Annotated in this window: 15 protein-coding genes; 4 read left to right on the forward strand and 11 right to left on the reverse strand. The window is 71.0% G+C overall.

Going from position 1 to position 18,039, the window contains the following annotated elements; genetic code table 11:
* Positions 1–5: 5 nt before the first annotated feature.
* Positions 6–554, reverse strand: coding sequence for a CGNR zinc finger domain-containing protein (locus tag ACZ5IK_RS31470; protein ID WP_465491029.1), 549 nt, complete (start codon positions 552–554; stop codon positions 6–8).
* A 22-nt stretch (positions 555–576) separates the two neighbouring features.
* On the opposite strand from ACZ5IK_RS31470, the gene ACZ5IK_RS31475 reads away from it, so the two are divergent.
* Positions 577–1,746 (forward strand): MFS transporter, encoded by a 1,170-nt coding sequence (locus tag ACZ5IK_RS31475; protein ID WP_465491030.1) that lies wholly within the window; start codon positions 577–579, stop codon positions 1,744–1,746.
* On the opposite strand, the gene ACZ5IK_RS31480 is transcribed toward ACZ5IK_RS31475, so the two are convergent.
* Entirely contained in the window at positions 1,715–2,083 is a 369-nt protein-coding gene (locus ACZ5IK_RS31480) for an Rv2175c family DNA-binding protein (protein ID WP_465491031.1), read from the reverse strand. The two genes, ACZ5IK_RS31475 and ACZ5IK_RS31480, sit on opposite strands and share 32 nt — an antisense overlap.
* A 184-nt stretch (positions 2,084–2,267) precedes the next feature.
* Here ACZ5IK_RS31480 and ACZ5IK_RS31485 point away from each other — a divergent pair, with 184 nt between their 5' ends.
* Together ACZ5IK_RS31485 and ACZ5IK_RS31490 are read left to right on the forward strand one after the other, a co-directional pair.
* Positions 2,268–4,322, forward strand: coding sequence for a PASTA domain-containing protein (locus tag ACZ5IK_RS31485; RefSeq protein WP_465491032.1), 2,055 nt, complete (start codon positions 2,268–2,270; stop codon positions 4,320–4,322).
* Positions 4,323–4,440: 118 nt separating this feature from the next.
* Complete coding sequence (locus ACZ5IK_RS31490; protein ID WP_465491033.1) at positions 4,441–5,235, forward strand: hypothetical protein; 795 nt, start codon at positions 4,441–4,443, stop codon at positions 5,233–5,235.
* A gap of 85 nt (positions 5,236–5,320) precedes the next feature.
* On the opposite strand, the gene ACZ5IK_RS31495 is transcribed toward ACZ5IK_RS31490, so the two are convergent.
* Positions 5,321–6,154: an NAD(P)H-binding protein gene (locus tag ACZ5IK_RS31495; RefSeq protein WP_465491034.1), complete on the reverse strand. Its 834-nt coding sequence runs from the start codon at positions 6,152–6,154 to the stop codon at positions 5,321–5,323.
* A gap of 95 nt (positions 6,155–6,249) precedes the next feature.
* On the opposite strand from ACZ5IK_RS31495, the gene ACZ5IK_RS31500 reads away from it, so the two are divergent.
* Positions 6,250–6,999, forward strand: a complete 750-nt coding sequence (locus tag ACZ5IK_RS31500) for a TetR/AcrR family transcriptional regulator (protein ID WP_465491035.1) — start codon at positions 6,250–6,252, stop codon at positions 6,997–6,999.
* A gap of 72 nt (positions 7,000–7,071) precedes the next feature.
* On the opposite strand, the gene ACZ5IK_RS31505 is transcribed toward ACZ5IK_RS31500, so the two are convergent.
* The 8 genes from ACZ5IK_RS31505 to ACZ5IK_RS31540 are packed head-to-tail and all read right to left on the reverse strand — an operon-like array spanning position 7,072 to position 17,466.
* Complete coding sequence (locus tag ACZ5IK_RS31505) at positions 7,072–7,896, reverse strand: cell division protein FtsQ/DivIB (RefSeq protein WP_465491036.1); 825 nt, start codon at positions 7,894–7,896, stop codon at positions 7,072–7,074.
* Positions 7,897–7,921: 25 nt separating this feature from the next.
* Complete coding sequence (murC, locus tag ACZ5IK_RS31510; RefSeq protein WP_465491037.1) at positions 7,922–9,346, reverse strand: UDP-N-acetylmuramate--L-alanine ligase; 1,425 nt, start codon at positions 9,344–9,346, stop codon at positions 7,922–7,924.
* Positions 9,339–10,463 (reverse strand): undecaprenyldiphospho-muramoylpentapeptide beta-N-acetylglucosaminyltransferase, encoded by a 1,125-nt coding sequence (gene murG / locus ACZ5IK_RS31515; RefSeq protein ID WP_465491038.1) that lies wholly within the window; start codon positions 10,461–10,463, stop codon positions 9,339–9,341. The genes murC and murG overlap by 8 nt, the downstream gene beginning before the upstream one ends.
* The gene (gene ftsW, locus ACZ5IK_RS31520; protein ID WP_465491039.1) at positions 10,460–11,956 is read right to left on the reverse strand and encodes a putative lipid II flippase FtsW; all 1,497 of its coding nucleotides are present in this window, start codon (positions 11,954–11,956) and stop codon (positions 10,460–10,462) included. The genes murG and ftsW overlap by 4 nt, the downstream gene beginning before the upstream one ends.
* On the reverse strand, positions 11,943–13,346 hold the full coding sequence (gene murD / locus ACZ5IK_RS31525; RefSeq protein ID WP_465491040.1) for a UDP-N-acetylmuramoyl-L-alanine--D-glutamate ligase: 1,404 nt from the start codon (positions 13,344–13,346) through the stop codon (positions 11,943–11,945). Before murD ends, ftsW begins: the two co-directional genes overlap by 14 nt.
* A gap of 3 nt (positions 13,347–13,349) precedes the next feature.
* Positions 13,350–14,435: a phospho-N-acetylmuramoyl-pentapeptide-transferase gene (gene mraY / locus ACZ5IK_RS31530; protein WP_465491041.1), complete on the reverse strand. Its 1,086-nt coding sequence runs from the start codon at positions 14,433–14,435 to the stop codon at positions 13,350–13,352.
* Positions 14,432–15,964, reverse strand: coding sequence for a UDP-N-acetylmuramoyl-tripeptide--D-alanyl-D-alanine ligase (locus ACZ5IK_RS31535; RefSeq protein WP_465491042.1), 1,533 nt, complete (start codon positions 15,962–15,964; stop codon positions 14,432–14,434). Before ACZ5IK_RS31535 ends, mraY begins: the two co-directional genes overlap by 4 nt.
* A complete protein-coding gene (locus ACZ5IK_RS31540) occupies positions 15,961–17,466 on the reverse strand; it encodes a UDP-N-acetylmuramoyl-L-alanyl-D-glutamate--2,6-diaminopimelate ligase (protein WP_465491154.1) in 1,506 nt (501 codons plus the stop codon). The genes ACZ5IK_RS31535 and ACZ5IK_RS31540 overlap by 4 nt, the downstream gene beginning before the upstream one ends.
* Positions 17,467–18,039: the final 573 nt, after the last annotated feature.

Consider the following 18,039-nt stretch of genomic DNA (forward strand, 5'->3'; position numbering starts at 1 on the left):
CCCTTTCATGACATCCGCTGACGGTGGGCCGCGACCCGCTCCCGGGTCGCGCACCGCGTCGAGCAGTACCGGCGCGGACTCCCCCCACCCAAGTGCGCGAAGGGCTTCCCGCAGCCCGAAGCGGCGCACAGCCCGCCCGGCGGCGCCTGACGGTCCGCCAGCAGGACCGCCAGCGCCAGCGCGGACGACGTCACCAGCCACGCACCCCACGGGCCGTCGTCGTCGGCGTCCACATGCAGGTGCCAGCCGAAGCCGTCGGAGTGATCGGTCAGCCGGGGCGGATGCGCGTAGCGGGCCAGCAGGCGGTTGAGCACGTCGGCCGCCTCCACGGCATCTCGCGCCGCGAAGACCTCCCGCAGTTCGAGGGCCGCTTCACGCAGCGAAGCCACATCCGAAGGTCCCAGCGCGACGGAAGCCTCACCGTGCGCCTCCAGGACAGCCTGGACACCCGAAACCGTAGGCACCCCGAGCAAGACCTCCAGCAAATCCACCGCACGCTGCGCCGCCGCCCGCGCGGACCGGCCGGGCAGGAAATCCCGCTGCGTCGAAGCCATACCCCACTGTAACGTCTTTCCTATGAGAGGCCGTTACAGACTCGCCGTCTATCTCATCGGCGCGACGGTCGCCAGGACCGGCGACGAACTCTCCGGGCCGGCGTTGCTCCTGCTGGGCCTCAGTGTCGACGGCTCGGCGGCGACCGGTTCCGCCCTGCTCGCGGGCCTGACGATTTCCGCGGCGGCGGGCGGGCCGCTGCTCGGCGCCCTGCTCGACCGCAGTCCCCGCCCGGGCCGGCTGCTGGCGTGGGCGCTGCTCGCCTACGCGGGCGGGCTCGGCGCGGTGCTCGCGCTCGTCGAAGTCCCGGCGGCGATCGCGGTGGCCGTCGCGGCCGGGCTGCTCAATCCGGCGCTGGCCGGAGGCTGGACGGCCCAGTTGCCGAACGTCGCCGGGGCGACGCCACTCCAGAGGGCGAGCACGCTCGACGCGATGACGTTCACCGCCGCGAGCCTCGCCGGGCCGGGGATCGCCGGGCTCGTCGCCGCTTACGCCGGCGCCCCGGCAGCCGTGGCCGTCGCGATCACGCTGGTCGCGGTGGCCTTCCCCGCGGCCTGGTCGCTTCCCGCCGTCGAGGCGAAGCCCGCGAAACCGATCCGGCGACGGCTCGCCGACGGGTTCGCGGTCCTCTTCCGCAACCGCGCGCTGCTCCGGGCCACCGCGACGTCGACGGTGTCCTTCGCCGGAATCGGGATCGCCGTCGTCTGTTATCCACTGCTCGGCGCCCAGCGGCTGGGAAACCCGGGGTTCGGCGCGCTCCTGCTCACCGTGTTGGCCGCCGCGTCACTGGTCGCGAACGCCGTGCTGGCCCGCAGGCCGCCGCCACCGGACCGCACCGTGCTCGTCACCACCGGTTTGCTGGGCGCGAGCTTCCTGCTCGCGGCGGCGGGCCACGACGTGGTGACCCTGCTGGCCGCGGCCGTCCTCGCCGGACTCGCCGAAGGACCGCAACTTTCGGCTCTTTTCGCCATCCGGCATCGCGAGGCACCCCCGGAGGTGCGAGCTCAGGTTTTCACGACGGCGGCGAGCGTGAAGATCACCGGACTCGCAGTGGGCGCCGCGGCCGCGGGGCCGTTGAGCGCACTCTCCGTAACCGCCGCGCTGGGCTTCGCGGCGGGCTGTCAGCTGCTCGCCGCCGCGACGTATGTCCTGGTCAGAACGCCTAGAACGCCATCGCCTGCGCGCGCCGCTTGACCTCGGTGCCGTGGCTGGTGCGGAGCGCGTTGACCGGGGTGGCGCCCGGCAGGGTCTCGTCTTCGGCGAAGAGCCAGCGCAGCATCTCCGTCCGGCTGAACCCGGAGTCCGCGAGCACGGTGATGGTGCCCGCCAGGCCCTTGACCACGCCGTCCTTCACCAGGAAAGCGCCCGGCACGTACAGGTCGCCCTTGCGCCGGACGGCGATCAGATGACCGTCGCGCAGCATCTGACGGACCTTGTTGGCCGAAACGTTCAGCGCGGTCGCGACCTCCGGAATCGGGAGAACGGCCACATCTGCATCGAGAACGTCTTCGGCGACGGGAATACCACTCACAGGTGACACTGTGCCACATTCCGTCTCCGGCTCCGTTAGTACGCATGGGTGATGGCCTGGACATAACGGAGAGTGCCGGAGTGATCACGCATACCGCCGATTCGACGAAATGACGGAAATCGTGATCCTCGGCGAGCCAGGTCCCGTACACCAGAACATGGGTACTTCCGTACGATCCATAGCCGTGACACGCACGGACCCCACTCTGGTGGGCACTCTGCTCGAGGGCCGCTACCGGGTGGACAAGCTGCTCGCACGCGGTGGGATGTCGTCGGTGTACCGCGGCGTCGACACCCGCTTGGACCGCCAGGTCGCCATCAAGATCATGGACCCGCGGTTCGCCGACGACCGGTCCTTCGTCGAGCGCTTCGAACGGGAAGCCCGTTCGGCGGCCCGGCTGCACCATCCCCACGTGGTCGCGGTGCACGACCAGGGCTTCGACACCCCCGGCGGGGAGGAGTCCGGCCGGGCGTTCCTGGTGATGGAACTCGTCGACGGCGGGACCCTGCGCGAACTGCTGTCCGAACGCGGCCCGCTGGACGTCGCGCTCGCGCTGAGCATCACCGAACCGGTGCTGTCCGCGCTGGCCGCGGCGCACGCCGCCGGGCTGGTGCACCGCGACGTCAAACCGGAGAACGTGCTCATCGGCCGCGGCGGCACGGCGCTTTCGGGCGGCGTGGTCAAGGTGGGCGACTTCGGCCTGGTCCGCGCGATCGCGAGCGCGGGCACCACGAGTTCGAGCGTCATCCTCGGCACCGTCGCCTACGTCTCGCCCGAGCAGGTCGCCACCGGCGAGACCACCTCGAGCGGCGACGTCTACTCGGCCGGGATCCTGCTGTACGAGATGCTCACCGGGCGCGCGCCGTACACCGGCGACACCGCGATCTCAGTGGCGTACCGGCACGTCAACAACGACGTCCCGCGCCCGAGCGAACTGCGCCCGGACATCCCGCCGATGCTGGACGAGCTGATCCTGCGCGCCACCCGGCGCGACCCCGCGCAGCGCCCGGCCGACGCCGCGGCGTTCCTCGCCGAGCTGAACCACCTGCGCACCGCCCTCGGTGTCCCGCCGGTCCCGGTCCCCGTGCCGCTGCCCGCGGACTCCGACCGGGAGACCGACGCCGAGCGCACAACCCCCGGCATCCCCGCCGTCCCCGCGGTGAACCCCGCCATGGCGACGACGGTGCTGACCCCGGTCGCCGAGGCGACCATGCCGGTCACCGGGCCGCGCGGAACGCAGGCGCTGCACCGGGAGCCGCAGTACCCCGCCGTCCAGCCGCCCCGGACGCCTCCCCCGCGGCCCAAGCCGCCCGCGGACGACGACGAACCGCAGTCGCGAAAACGCCTCTACCTGATGATCGCGGCCGCGGTGGTGATCCTCGGCGGCCTGATCGGCGCCTTCGCCTTCATCCTCAACGACTCCGGCCCGACCTCGTCGTCGGTGCCGAAGCTGGCCGGGATGAACCAGGCCGCGGCCGGTGACGCGCTCCGGTCGGCGAAGCTGACCCCGGCCTACACCGAGGAGTACAGCGACACCGCCGCGCAGCACACGGTGATCCGGTCCGACCCGGGAGCGGGCACGTCGCTCGCGCCGGGCGCCACGGTCAACGTCGTGCTGTCCAAGGGCCGCCCGATCGTGCCGGACATCCAGGCCGGGACGAGCCAGCAGGACGCGGAGACGGCGATCAAGGCCGCGCAGCTGACCCCAGTGCTGGGCGAGCAGGAGTACAGCGACGTCGCCAAGAGCAAGGTGATCCGCGTCGACCCGAGCGCCGGTTCCCAGCTGAACATCGGCGGGCAGGTCACGCTCATCCTGTCGAAGGGTCCCGAACCGCTGCCGCCGGTCCCGGACGTCACGGGCCAGGCCAAGGACGCCGCCTTCCAGATCCTGCAGCAGGCCGGCTTCCAGCCGTTCCAGGCCGGCGAGGAGTTCTCCGACCAGCTCGCCGCCGGCCAGGTGACCCGCACCGACCCCAAGGGCGGCGGCAAGGCGAGCAACCGCCGGATCGGCGTGTTCGTTTCGAACGCCGTCGAAGTACCCAACGTGACCTTCAAGCGGATGGAGGAGGCGATCCAGATCCTGCGCCAGGCGGGGCTGGACGCCGACCGTGAGGGTCGAGGAAACGGCAACGGTCACGGCGGCGGAAACGGTGGTTTCGACTTCGTCCTGCAGCAGGATCCGCAGCCGGGCACCAAGGTGCCGAAGGGTACAAAGGTGCGGCTCAGGGGCTTCGGGTGACGCGAAAGGTGCGTTGAAACCGTTCAGTACCGGCATGGTCATCGGATACCGTGAACCACATGGTGGTCATTGACTGCGTGAACGGCGTGTCAGCCAGGTTCGCCCCACCCGGTCCGCGATGAGCTTCTTCGCGGACGGACCGCGCAGCCGCCCCTTGTTCCCGGTGCCGGAGCAGGAACTCTTCGGCTACAACGGCCGCCCCTGGGTGGACTCGCCGCACGAGTACATCGTCCCGGCGATCCTGCCCTGGTCGATGCCGCTGGGCCGTGCCGAACGGACCATCGTGGCGCTGCGAGGCATCGAGGTGTGGCCGGAGGCGGTGACCTTCCAGCTGTCGGTGTACTCGCGGGATCTCCTGCTGGACGAGCCCGGCGAGGGCCTGATCGACCACCGCCGGGTCCCGGACTACAACGCGCTGCTGGTCGGGGTGCTCTTCCCCAACGGACGCCGGGCCAGTTCGGAGACCATCTCCGTGCCGTCCGCCACCAAGCCGGACCAGCCGGTGTTGCGCGCCCAAGGGCTGGGCGGTTCGGCGTTCCACGTCGACCACGAGATCTTCCTGTGGCCGCTGCCGCCCGCCGGGCCGCTGGAGTTCGTCGTCCAGTGGCTCGACCGCGACATCGAGGAGACGCGCACGTCGCTCGACGGCACCGCGATCCACGACGCCGCCAAGGAGGCGAGCGAGATCTGGCCCGGCCTGCCCGCCCGCGAGGCGCACGGGCTGCCGGTCCGCCGGGTCGGGGCGCAGGCGATGATCACCCCCGCCTGGCCCCGCGAATCGCAGGGCCCGCCCCCGCTGCCCCAGCCGAAACGGTCTTCCTCGCCGCCGCAGCAGCAGCCCGCTCAGGCGACAACGGAGCAGCCGCGACGAGGCGCGCCGTTGCCGACGCGCCTCCCCCGCCGGGCGCGCTGAGAGCCCACCGCCCGCGTTTCGTCCTCTAGTTGCGGTAGTTCGTGTCGCCAACTACCGCAACTAGAGGACGAAACGCGCCCTAACGTCAGCGGAACGCTTCGACGTTCGCCACGGCCCACTCCGCATAGGTGACACCGGGCCGTCCGGTGAGCTCTTGGACGACGCCGGTCGGCGTGTCGGGGTTCTCGGTGAAGTACGCGAAGCCGTCGAGCAGCCACTCCGCGATCTCCACCGGGATCCCGGCGGCCGCCCACTGCTTGTTCGCCTCGTCCCGGGTGAGCTCTTGGAAGACCACCTCTTCGCCGAGAGCGGCCGAAATGGCGGCGACCTGTTCGCGCTGGCTGATCGCCGTCGGCCCGCTCAGCGTGTGCTTCTTGCCGTCGTGCCCCTCGGTCAGGATGACGTGCGCCGCGACGGCGGCGATGTCCCCGAGGTCGATCGGCGTCATCCGCGCTTCGGCGTAGGCCTCGCGGACCACCCGCTCGGCCTTGATCGTCCCCGCCCAGCCGAGGGTGTTCATCATGAACGCGCCCGGCCGCAGGAACGTCCAGTCGAACCCTCCCTCCCGGACGGCCTTCTCGACGATCGCGTAGGCCACGCCACTCGAGCCCTCCGACGGGTCGTCGGCGTTGCTACCCGACAGAGCCACCACCCGACGCACCCCGGCCTCCTTCGCCAGCTTCACGAAGTCGTCCACCGTGTCCGCCAGCGGCGCCAGGTACACGGTGTCGATGCCCTTCAAGGCCTCGGGCAGCGTCTCCGGCTTGCCCAGGTAGCCCTTGGCGACCTCCACCTGTTCCGGCAGCGCCGCCTTCACCGGGTTGACGGTCAGCGCCCGTACCGGCGCCCCGGCCTTCACCAGTTCGTCGACCAGCAGCCTGCCGACGCTTCCGGTCGCACCGGTCACCAGGATCGTCACGATTCCCCACTCCTTTTCGTACGTCCTACGGTAATAGTTTAACCGTACCGCATACGAGAATGTAGAATCCAGCTTCACGGCCGAGTGGAGTGTGGATGGACGTCGAGCGCAGCCTCGATCTGTTGTGGCGTGACCGCGGCGACGCCCGGCAGCCGACCAGGGGGCGGAAGCCGAAACTGACCCTCGACCAGGTGATCTCCACCGCCGTCGCGCTCGCCGACGGCGCGGGCGAGGCGACCGTGTCGATGAGCCAGATCGCCAAGGAACTCGACGTCGGCACGATGACGCTCTACACCTACGTCCCCGGCAAGGCCGAACTGCTCGACCTCATGGTGGATTCGGTGTTCGCCGGACGGGACCTCCCCGGTCCCGGCGAGCCCCGGCCGGACGGCTGGCGCGAGCAGGTGCGGCTCTACGCGGAGCGCACCCTGGCCGTGTTCCGGGCGCATCCGTGGCTGCGCTCGACGTCGATGGTGCGGCCGGTGCTCGGACCCGGGTTGATGGCGGGCCAGGAGTACCTGATCGCGGCGGTGTCGGACATCGGGCTGCCGCCGCGCAAGGCCGCGGCCGCGGCGAACAGCATCGAGATCTACGTCCAGGCGAACGCGGCGCTGTCGGCCGAGACCGCGCAGGTCGAGCAGGAGACCGGGCAATCGACCGATGCCTGGTGGGGGCAGCGGTCGGTGTTCTGGGAGAAGTACTTCGACGTCGAGCGGCATCCGGCGATGACGCGGATGTGGGAGAGCGGCGGGTACGACGCGGAGACCTGCGAAGCCGCCGACGAGAGCTTCACGTTCGGCCTGGATCGCATGCTGGACGGCATCGAAGCCCTGGTCACCCCCTGACCCACCCCGCGTTTCGTCCTCTAGTTGCGGTAGTTGGCACAACGAACTACCGCAACTAGAGGACGAAACGCGTCAGGAGACGGTGGGCAGGTCCGGCGCCGAGACGTCGAAGACCTTCCCCTCGCGCGTGAGCAGCGCGGCGAGGACCTTCGCCTTGCGTTCGGTGTCGGCCGGGGTCCCCCACCGCACGGTCTTCCCGTCGGCCAGCGCGAACTCGACGCTGCCGGGAGTCTTCGCCGTCGCGGTGGTGACCTGCTTGAGCAGCTGCAGCGGGATCACGCCGAGGACGCCGGTCACCGCGCGGGTCACCGGGTCGTCGGCCGAAACCGACGGCAGCTTGAGCTCGGGCAGCCCCGCGGGCCGTTCCTTGACGGTCTTGAACACCACTCCCCCGCCGTCGACGAGGTGCACCCCGTCGCCGCCGGGCCCGCTGTCGAAGAACGCGATCGCGGCACGTTCGGTCACGGTGATCTCGAGGGTGCTCGGCCAGGACCGGGAGACGTCGACGGTGGCGATGCCGGGCATCTGCGCCACCCGGTCGCGGATCTCGTCGGTGTCCAGGCGCAGCATCGGCTTCTGGTCCGGCACCGCCGCCGCGCCGCGGATCTGGTCCGCGGGCACGGAACTCGCGCCGACGACGTCCACCTGCTGCACGCCCAGCATCGAGCTGAACCACAGCAGGTAGACGAGCGCGACGACGGTCAGCACCGAAAGCAGCGCGACCCAGCGCCGCCGGATCTCCCTGCGCTTGACCGGCCAGGTGGTGCGGCGGCGGTCCTGGACGGACCGCTTGCCGCGCCGGGCCTTCGCGCGTTGAGCCCGGTCGGCCCCGGCCCGGTCTCTGCTCGGACGCCGACCGGGTTCGGCCGGGCGGCGGCGTTCCCCGGTCTGTGTCATGGCTGCCCGCCGGCCGATGTCATGGCTAGCCCGCCCGCCGGTCCAGCTCGGCCAGGATCTCGGGGCCGAGCTGCGTGACGTCGCCGGCGCCCATGGTCACCAGCAGGTCGCCGGGTTCGACCAGGTCCGCCGCGAGCTTCGCCGCGACGTCGAACGCGGGCTGGTAGTGCACGGGGGTGCCGGAGATCTGGTCGGCGATGAGCGCGCCGCTCACCCCGGGTTCCGGCTTCTCGCGTGCGCCGAAGACGTCCAGCACGACGACCTCGTCGGCCAGCGACAGCGCGGCCGCGAACTCCTTCGAGAACGTCTTCGTGCGCGAGTACAGATGCGGCTGGAAGACCACGATGACCCGGCCCGTGCCCGCGGCCGTCCGCACCGCGCGCAGCTGCGCGTCGACCTCGGTCGGGTGGTGCGCGTAGTCGTCGTACACCCGGACGTCGCCCGAGCGGCCCTTGAACTCGAACCGCCGCCGGACGCCGCCGAACGCGGCGAGCCCTTCGGCCAGTCCTTCGACGGGCGCGCCCAGCTCGATCCCGGCCAGCAGGGCCGCGATCGCGTTCAGCGCCATGTGCTCGCCCGGCACCGCGACCCGGAGGGCGATTTCCTGGCCCTGCAAGGAAATCCGGACGACGCCACCGTCCGGTGCGGGCGCGAAGTCCAGGATCCGAGCGTCGTCCGCGCCGGTGACCGAACGTCCGTAGCGGCGGACGCGGATGCCCTGCGCCGAGGCCCGCGCACCCAGCGCGTCGGCCCCCTCGTCGTCACCGCAGACGATGAGCAGCCCGCCCGGCGCGATCCGGCCGAGGAAGTCGGTGAACACCGAGACGTACGCCTCGGCGGTGCCGTGGTGGTCCAGGTGGTCCGGCTCGACGTTGGTCACCACGGCGACCGACGGCGAGTAGGCCAGGAACGACCCGTCGCTCTCGTCGGCCTCGGCGACGAAGACGCCGCCCTCGCCGTGGTGCGCGTTCGCGCCCGACTCGTTGAGGTCGCCGCCAATGGCGAACGACGGGTCGAGGTGGCAGTGCATCAGCGCGACGGTCAGCATCGACGTCGTCGACGTCTTGCCGTGCGTCCCGGCGATGCACGCGACGCGGTGGCCCTCCATCAGCCCGGCCAGCGCCTGCGCGCGGTGCAGCACGGTGATCCCGCGTTCCCGCGCGGCCACCAGTTCGGGGTTGGTCTCCTTGATCGCGGTCGACACGATCACCGAGGACGGACCTTCGGGGAACGCGTCGAGGTTCTCGGGGGCCTGGCCGACGGCGATCTCGGCGCCCTGGGCCCGCAGCGACAGGAACGCGCGCGACTCCTTGGCGTCGGAACCGGAGACCTGGGCACCGCGGGCCAGCAGGATGCGGGCGATACCGCTCATCCCGGCGCCGCCGATCCCGATCAGGTGGGCACGCGTCAGCGTGTCGGGCAGCTCTTGATCAAACCCAGTGTCAGGCACCGGCGGCCTCCAGCACGATCTTGGCAAGGGTCTCGTCGGCTTCACGGTGGCCGAGGCCGACCGCGGCCGCACTCATTTTCGCGACCCTGTCGGCGTCGGTCACCAGGGGGATCACCAGCTCCGCGACCTTGGCGGGGCTGAGGTCGGCGTCGTCGAGCATCAGCCCGGCACCCGCGTCGACCGCGGGACGGGCGTTGCCCGCCTGTTCGCCGTTGCCGTAGGGCAGCGGGACGAACACCGCGGGCAGGCCGACGGCGGAGACCTCGGCGACGGTCATCGCACCGGAGCGGCACAGCACCGCGTCGGCGGCGGCGTAGGCCAGGTCCATGCGCTCCAGGTACGGCACCGGGACGTAGGCGGGCCTGCCGGGGAACTCCTGGACGACCAGCGTGTTCTTCGGCCCGTGGGCGTGCAGGACGCCGACACCGGCGTCCGCGAACTCCTTGGCCGCGCCGGAGACGGCACCGTTGATCGACACCGCGCCCTGCGAGCCGCCGAAGACCAGCAGCGTGGGGGCGTCGGGGTCGAGCCCGAAGAACTCACGGGCTTCGGCGCGCAGCGCGGCTCGGTCGAGTGAGGTGATGGAGCGGCGCAGCGGGATGCCGATGACCTCGGCCTTCGCCAGCGGCGTCCCCGGGACGGCGACGGCGACGCGGACGGCGAACCGCGCGCCGACCTTGTTCGCCAGGCCCGGCTTCTCGTTGGCCTCGTGCACCACGATCGGCGTGCGCCCGCGCGCGGCGAGATACGCCGGGAGCGCGACGTAACCACCGAAGCCGACGACGACGTCCGCGCCGACCCGCTCCAGGATCTCCCGGGTGCGCTTGACCGAGTCGCGGACCTTCATCGGCATCTTCAGCAGCTCGGGAGTCGGCTTGCGCGGCATCGGCACCGGGGGGATCAGCTCGAGCGGGTAGCCGCGTGCCGGGACCAGCTTGTTCTCCAGCCCGCGCTCGGTCCCCAGCGCGATCACCTTCGCGTCGGGACGCAGGCGCATCACCGCGTCGGCCAGGGCGAGAGCTGGTTCGATGTGTCCTGCGGTGCCGCCGCCGGCGACCACGACCACCGGCGCCTTGCCCGCGGCGGATCTCTCGGCGCCCTTAACGGGGTTGTTCACCTATGACCTCTCCGGTTTGCGGTACCCCGTTTCGCGGTACCGCGGTTCACTGCCGTTCGCGCGGCCGTCCGCCTGCCGGGTTCCCGCACCGAACGGCGCCGCTCCTGGGCGGGCGAAGGCCTAGCCGTCCTCGGCGCGGGCCTCGCCGCCTTGGCGGCGACGCTCCTGGCCGCGCTGCCCTTGCGCTTGGCGGGCGGGCGGTACGGCTCGGGCGCGGGAAGCCTCAGCAGGCGTCCGAATTTACCCGGCCCCTGCGAGCGCAGTGCGGCCACCGCCTCCGGTTCGTGCCGGGCGGCGTTGGCGAGGATCCCCATGATGAGCATGGTGATCACCAGCGACGTCCCGCCGTAGGAGATCAACGGCAGCGTGACCCCGGTGACCGGCAGCAGGCCGACGACGTAGCCGATGTTGATTCCCGCCTGCGCGACCAGGAAGACGGTCAGCGTGCCGGCGACGATGCGGATCCACGGGTCGAGGTTGCGGGTGGCGATCCGCAGGCCCACGACGGCGACCCCGGCGAACAGTCCGAGCACGACCACGCAGCCGACGAAGCCGAGTTCCTCACCGATCAGGGCGAAGATGAAGTCGTTCTGCACGTTCGGCAGGTAGCCCCAGTTGGACTGGCCCTGGCCGAGGCCCTTGCCGAGGAACCCGCCATCCGCGAGCGCGAGTTTCGCCTGGTTGGCCTGGAAGCCGTCCGCGCTGGTGTCCGGGTCGCCGGAGACGAAGGACATGACCCGCGCGAGCCGGTACGGCGCGATGATGGCCAGCACCAGGATCCCGGCGAGACCACCCGCGAGGATGACGCCGAACAGCCGTTTCGGCGCGCCCGCGAACCACAGCAGGGCCAGCAGCACCACCGCGAGGGTGATCGTGCCGCCGAGGTCGGGCTGCATCATGACCAGCGCGAACATCAGCAGCGCGATCGGCACGACCGGGACGAGCAGATGCCGCCACTGGTTGATGATGTTGTACTTGATCACCAGGATGTGCGCGCCCCAGAAGGCGAGCGCGACCTTGGCCGCCTCGACCGGCTGGAAGGCGAATCCACCGAGCCGGAACCAGCCCTGCGAGCCGTTGACCTCGGACCCGAGCGGGGTCAGCACCAGCACGAGCAGGCCGAGACAGACCACGGTCGCCGTCGCCGACAGCCGCCGGACGCGTTCCAGCGGGACCCGCAGCCCGACCCAGAACACCACCGCGCCGATCGCGACGAACATGATGTGCTTGCTGAACTGGGCGTACACGCCGGTGCCGGTCTTCGGGTTGTACGAAGCGACCGAGGACGCGGACAGCACCATCACGGCGCCGATCACGGTCAGCACGCCGGTGAGCGCCAGTACCAGGTGGAACGAGGCGAGCGGCCGCGAAAGCCACGCCGTCAGCGCGGTGCGGAAGGCGACGAACGGGCTTTCCTTGCGCTCGCGCCTCTCACGAGATTTGCGCTGCCGTGGCGCGGGCTCGCGCTTTCTTCTTTCCTCAACCGCCGTCACTGGTCTCCCCCGCACCGTCGCGCAGGACACGGACCGCGCTCGCGAACGCGTCGCCGCGCGCGCCGTAGCTCGAGTACATGTCCAACGACGCCGCGGCGGGGGCCAGCAGCACCACATCTCCAGGGCGCGCCAGGGCGCGGGCCGCCTTCACCGCCGCAGTCATGGTGTCATCGTCACCCGAAGGGAGGCTGTTGACCGGGACATCCGGCGCGTGTCGCGCAACAGCGGCGGCGATCACGGGTGAATCCACGCCGAACAGCACGACCCCGCGGAGCCTGCCGGCGATCGAGCCGACGAGCGCGTCCACGGAAGCGCCCTTGAGCTGGCCACCGGCGATCCAGACGACGTTCAGATGCGCGCGCAGTGATCCACTCGCCGCGTGCGGGTTGGTCGCCTTGGAGTCGTTGATGTACCGGACGCCGTCGATCTCGCCGATCTCCTCGGCGCGGTGCGGGGCGGGCCGGTACTCGCGCAAGCCCTTGGCGACGTCCTCGCCGCTGACGCCGTACGCGCGGGCCAGCGCGGCCGCGGCGAGCGCGTTGGAGACGTTGTGCGGACCGGCGGGACGAACGTCGGCCAGGGTGCCGAGTTCGTCGGCGCTGGTCGCCGGTTCGGCGACGAAAGCACGGTCCACCAGCAGGTCTTCCACGATCCCGAGTTCACCCGGCCGCGGGGTGTCCATGCCGAAGGCGACCCGGCGGGCGTCCGCGGGCGCGTGCTCGTCGGCTAGCCGGATGGACCAGTCTTCGTGGAGGTTGTGCACCACGTTCCGGGAGTGGGTGTGGACCCGCCCCTTCGCGGCCGCGTACTCCTCCATCGAGCCGTGCCAGTCGAGGTGGTCCTCGGCCAGGTTCAGCACCACCGACGCGAGCGGGGCCAACGTGGACGACCAGTGCAGCTGGAAGCTCGACAGCTCCACGGCGAGCACCTCGTGCCCGGCGCGCACCGCGTCGAGGACCGCGAAGCCGACGTTCCCGCAGGCCACGGCGTCGACCCCGGCGGAACGCAGGATCGACTCCAGCATCCCGACCGTGGTGGTCTTGCCGTTGGTGCCGGTGATCGCGAGCCACACCGGCGGCTTGTCGCGCAGTTGCCCGACACGCCACGCCAGCTCGACGTCGCCGATCACCTCGATCCCCGCCGCGGCCGCCGCCACCAGCAACGGCGACGTCGGCTTCCAGCCGGGGCTGGTCACGACCAGCTCGACACCTTCGGGTGGCTCCGACAGACCCGGCACCAGTTCGGCGCCGAGCCCTTCGAGCTCCGCCAGCCGTTCGGCGTTGCCGTCGGTGACGGTGATCCGGACGCCCAGGTCCCGCAGGACGGGGACGATGGACTTGCCGGTGACCCCGGCTCCGGCGACTAGGACGTGACGCCCGGCTAGCTCCACTTCTTAACCCCCGAAGCTGAGCTGTTCGCTGTAGAACAGGCCGAGGCCGAACATGCAGCAGATGGCCGAGAGCAGCCAGAACCGGATGATGACCGTGGTCTCCGCCCAGCCGGCGAGTTCGAAGTGGTGATGGAACGGGGCCATCCGGAACAGCCGTCGCCTGGTCGTGCGGAACACCGCGATCTGCGCGACCACCGAGATCATCTCGACCATGAACAGCCCGCCGATGACGATGGCGAGCAGTTCGGTGCGGGTGGTCATCGACAGACCGGCGACGAGGCCACCGAGGGCCAGCGAGCCGGTGTCACCCATGAAGATCTTCGCCGGGGCCGCGTTCCACCAGAGGAACCCGACGCAGGCACCGGTCGCCGCGGCGGCCACCACGGCCAGGTCCAGCGGGTCGCGGACGTCGTAGCAGGCGGTCTGCGGGGAGACCGCGCAAGAGAGGCGGGTCTGCCAGAAGGCGATGACGACGTAGGTCGCCAGGACCATCGCCGCGGTGCCGCCGGCGAGACCGTCGAGGCCGTCGGTGAAGTTCACCGCGTTCGACCAGCCCGAGATGACGATGTAGCAGAAGATCACGAAGAACACCGACGGGAAGGTGATCAGCGCGAGGTCCCGCACATAGGACAGGCTCTCCGACGCCGGGGTCAGCCCCTTCTCGTTGGCGAACTGCAGCGCCAGGATGGCGAAGGCGATCGTCACCACCAGCTGGCCGACCAGTTTCGCGGTCTTGTTCAGCCCGAGGTTGCGCTGCTTGCGGATCTTGATGAAGTCGTCGAGGAACCCGACGATCCCGAGGCCCACAGCCAGTGCCAGGACCAGCAGGCCCGAAGCGGACGGGCCGCCGGTGCCGTTGCCGCCGCTGAGGGCGCTGATCAGATGTGCCACGAAATACCCGACGACCATCGCGACGATGATCGCGACACCACCCATCGTCGGGGTACCGCGCTTGGATTTGTGTCCCTGCGGTCCTTCCTCCCGGATCTCCTGGCCGAAGCCCTGCCGGGAGAAGACCCGGATCAGATAGGGAGTGAGGAGGATGGAGACCAGCAGGCCCGCCGCGGCCGCGATCAGGATGCTGATCACGCGTCACCACCGTTCGAGCGTTCTTGAGAGGGGGAAGGGGCTACTTCAGGGGTTTCAACGATCGTTGCGGGAGAGGCGAGCACGGCGTCGGCCACCCTCCACAGCGCGGCGGCCTTGGACGCCTTCACCAGCACCACGTCGCCCGCGCGGAGCTGATCATGCAGCAGGGCGATGGCGGCCTCGACGTCGGGTACCAGTACCGACTCCTCGCCCCAGGAACCCTCTTGCTGCGCGCCCTGGTGCGTGGCCGCGGCGGCCTGTCCGATGACCACGAGCTTGTCGATGTTGAGCCGGACGACGAGCCTGCCGATGCCGTCGTGCGCCGCGACCGAGTCCTCGCCGAGGTCGCCCATCACGCCGAGCACCGCCCAGGAACGGCGCTGCTCGCTCATCGACGCGAGTGCCTTGAGGGCGGCCCGCATCGACTCGGGGCTGGCGTTGAACGAGTCGTTGAGCACCGTGACGCCGTCGGCCCGGGTGCTGACCTCCATGCGGCGGTCTGAGCGCCGCTCGAGGCCCGACAGCCGCGCCGCGATCTCCTCGGTCGTCGAGCCCATTTCCAGCGCCACGGCGGCGGCGCTGAGCGCGTTGCCGACGTGGTGCTCGCCGTAGAGCGGGAGCTTCACCGGCGCCTCGCCCTCCGGGGTGACCAGGCGGAACGACGGGCGCGCTTCGCCGTCGAGGGTGATGTCCAAGGCACGGACCTGCGCGGACTCGCTCTCGCCGACGAACACCACCCGCGCGCTCGTGCGGCTCGCCATCGCCGCGACGTACGGGTCATCGAGATTCAGGACGGCGACACCGCCGTCCTTCGCGCTCGGCAGCGCCTCCACGAGCTCGCCCTTGCCCTTGGCGATGCCCTCGCGCGAGCCGAACTCGCCGACGTGCGCGGTGCCGACGTTGAGCACGACCCCGATCCGCGGCGGCGCGATGGCCGCCAGCTCGGCGATGTGGCCGGGCCCGCGGGCGGACAGCTCCAGCACCAGCTGCCGGGTCGAGGCGTCGGCCCGCAGCGCCGTCCAGGGGTGGCCCAGCTCGTTGTTGAACGATCCCGGCGGCGCGACCGTCGGGCCGAGCGGCTCCAGCAGCTGGGCGATGATGTCCTTGGTGGAGGTCTTGCCCGACGAGCCGGTGACACCGACGACGGTCAGGTGGTCGCCGGAGAGCTTCTCGACCACGTGGCGGGCGAGCTTGGCCAGCGCGGCCAGCACCGCGGCGCCCGCCCCGTCCTTGTCGGAGACCAGCGCGAACGCCCGGTCGTGCGCGACACCGGCGTCCAGCGGGGGCACGATCACGGCCGGGGCGTCGACCTCGCGGGCCGCGAGCACCGCGACGGCGCCGGACTCGACGGCCCTCGCGGCGAAGTCATGGCCGTCGACCTTGGCACCGGGCAGCGCGACGAACAGGCCACCGGGCGTGATCTCACGGGTGTCGAATTCGACGCTTCCGGTGACCTCGGCGGTGCCGTCGGTCCGATGCAGCCTGCCGCCGACGATGCCGGCGATCTCGGCGAGGCTGAGCACGATCACACTGTCTCCAGACGTCTGCGGATGGCGGAGGCGAGCTCGTCCCGGTCGGAGAACGGGTGCACGACACCCTGGACCTCCTGGCCGGTCTCGTGGCCCTTGCCCGCGATGAGCACGATGTCCCCGGGGCGGGCGAGCTCGACCGCGTGGACGATGGCTTCCCGGCGGTCGGCGATCTCGAGGATCTCGCCGCCCAGCGCCGGTCCGGCGTTGCGGGCACCGGCCAGCATGGCCGCCCGGATCGCGGCCGGATCCTCCGAACGCGGGTTGTCGTCGGTCACGATCAGCACCTCGCTGCGCCGGACCGCCGCCTCGCCCATCACCGGGCGCTTCGCGGTGTCACGGTCGCCGCCACAGCCGAGGACGGTGATGATCCGGCCCTCGGTGCGGGCGCGCAGCGCGTCGAGCCCCTGCGCGACCGCGGCGGGCTTGTGCGCGTAGTCGACCACCGCGGTGAACGGCTGGCCGAGGTAGACCCGCTCCATCCGGCCCGGCACCTCGACCGAGGCGAGCCCGGCGACGATGGCTTCGAGCGGAACTCCGGCGGTGTTGAGGATCGCGGCCGCGAGGACGGCGTTCGCCACGTTGAACTCACCCGGCAGCGGGATCTTCGCCGAGGCGGCGAGGCCGTCGGGGCCGTGGAGGGTGAAGGTCTGCTCCCCCGCCGGGGTCGGCGTCAGGTCGGTGGCGCGCCACAGCGCGTCCGTTCCCGGCTCGGTGGAGACGGTCACCGTGTGCGGGGTGAGGAGTGCGTGGCCCCAAGCGCTGTCGACGACGACCACCTCGGCGGTGGAGCGGCCGTCGAACAGCAGCGACTTGGCGGCGAAGTACTCCTCCATGTCCTTGTGGAAGTCCAGGTGGTCCTGGGAGAGGTTGGTGAAGGCACCGACCGCGAAGCGCGTGCCGTTGACCCGGCCCAGCGACAGCGCATGGCTGGAGACCTCCATCGGGACGTGCGTGACCCCGCGCTCCACCATCACCGCCAGGAGCGCCTGCAGATCCGGCGCCTCGGGAGTGGTGAACCCGCTGGCCAGCCGCTCGCCCGCGATCCGGGTCTCGACCGTGCCGATCAGCCCGGTGGTGAGCCCGGCCGCCTTGAGCCCGGCGTCGACCAGGTACGAGGTCGTGGTCTTGCCGGACGTCCCGGTGATACCGAGGACCGACAGCTCCAGCGACGGCTCGCCGTAGATCCAGGCGGCGATCTCGCCGAGCGCGGCCCGCGGGTCCGGGTGCACCAGGATCGGCACACCTGCGTCACGGAGTACCGGACGCTCGGCGCCCGCCTCGTCGGTGAGCACCGCGGCCGCGCCGGAGGCGATGGCCTGGTCGCTGAAGTCCGCGCCGTGGGCGCGGGCACCCGGAAGCGCGGCGAAGAGGTCGCCGGGGAGGACGTGCTGCGCGCGAAGCGTGCTTCCCGTGACCGTCAGCTCGGCCGCGGACGGGTAGTCGTCACCGCCCACCACGAGCCGCGCGCCCGCCCTGGCGAGCAGCGTGCCCAGCGGCATCGGCTCGATCCTGGCCGGACGAGGGGGTGCGGCGACGGCCTTGACCGGGCTGTCCGGGACCTGGGCAGCCGTCGCGCCGGACCCGCTTTCGACGGCGGGACCGCTGCGGGGATCTGAAGTAGGCACCGACACAGCAAAGGAGGTTACCGGCGCGGCATTCGGGTGACGGAAGCGGTGCGGGGTGTGAGCGCGGTGATCATGCTCGTGGTAATGGGTTTCATGAGCTCTCCTTGGCACGCAACGGCTTCCGACTGTCGCTTGAGGACTTCGGCGGTGAGTGGCGCCGTCGTTTCGGGCGGTGCTCGGTGCGGGGAACCGTTCACGGACAGCTACGAGCCACGGTGCTGGGCCGATGTTGGGCCGGTGCGCCGCGTGAAGGCGCCGGTGCGTCGCGTGAAGGTCCCCTTCCCTCGGCTCAGCCGGAGAAACGCACCCTTCACGTACTTCAGGCGACCAAGGGTGCCGGAGCGGGGTGGGTTGGGTTGGTCGTGAGTGGCGTTTCGGGTTAGAACCCGAAAAACCCCCCCCACAACAGAGACACCCGCTCCCAGGCGCCCCCAAGACACACCAAAC

Source organism: Amycolatopsis sp. NPDC031561, from assembly GCF_055580625.1.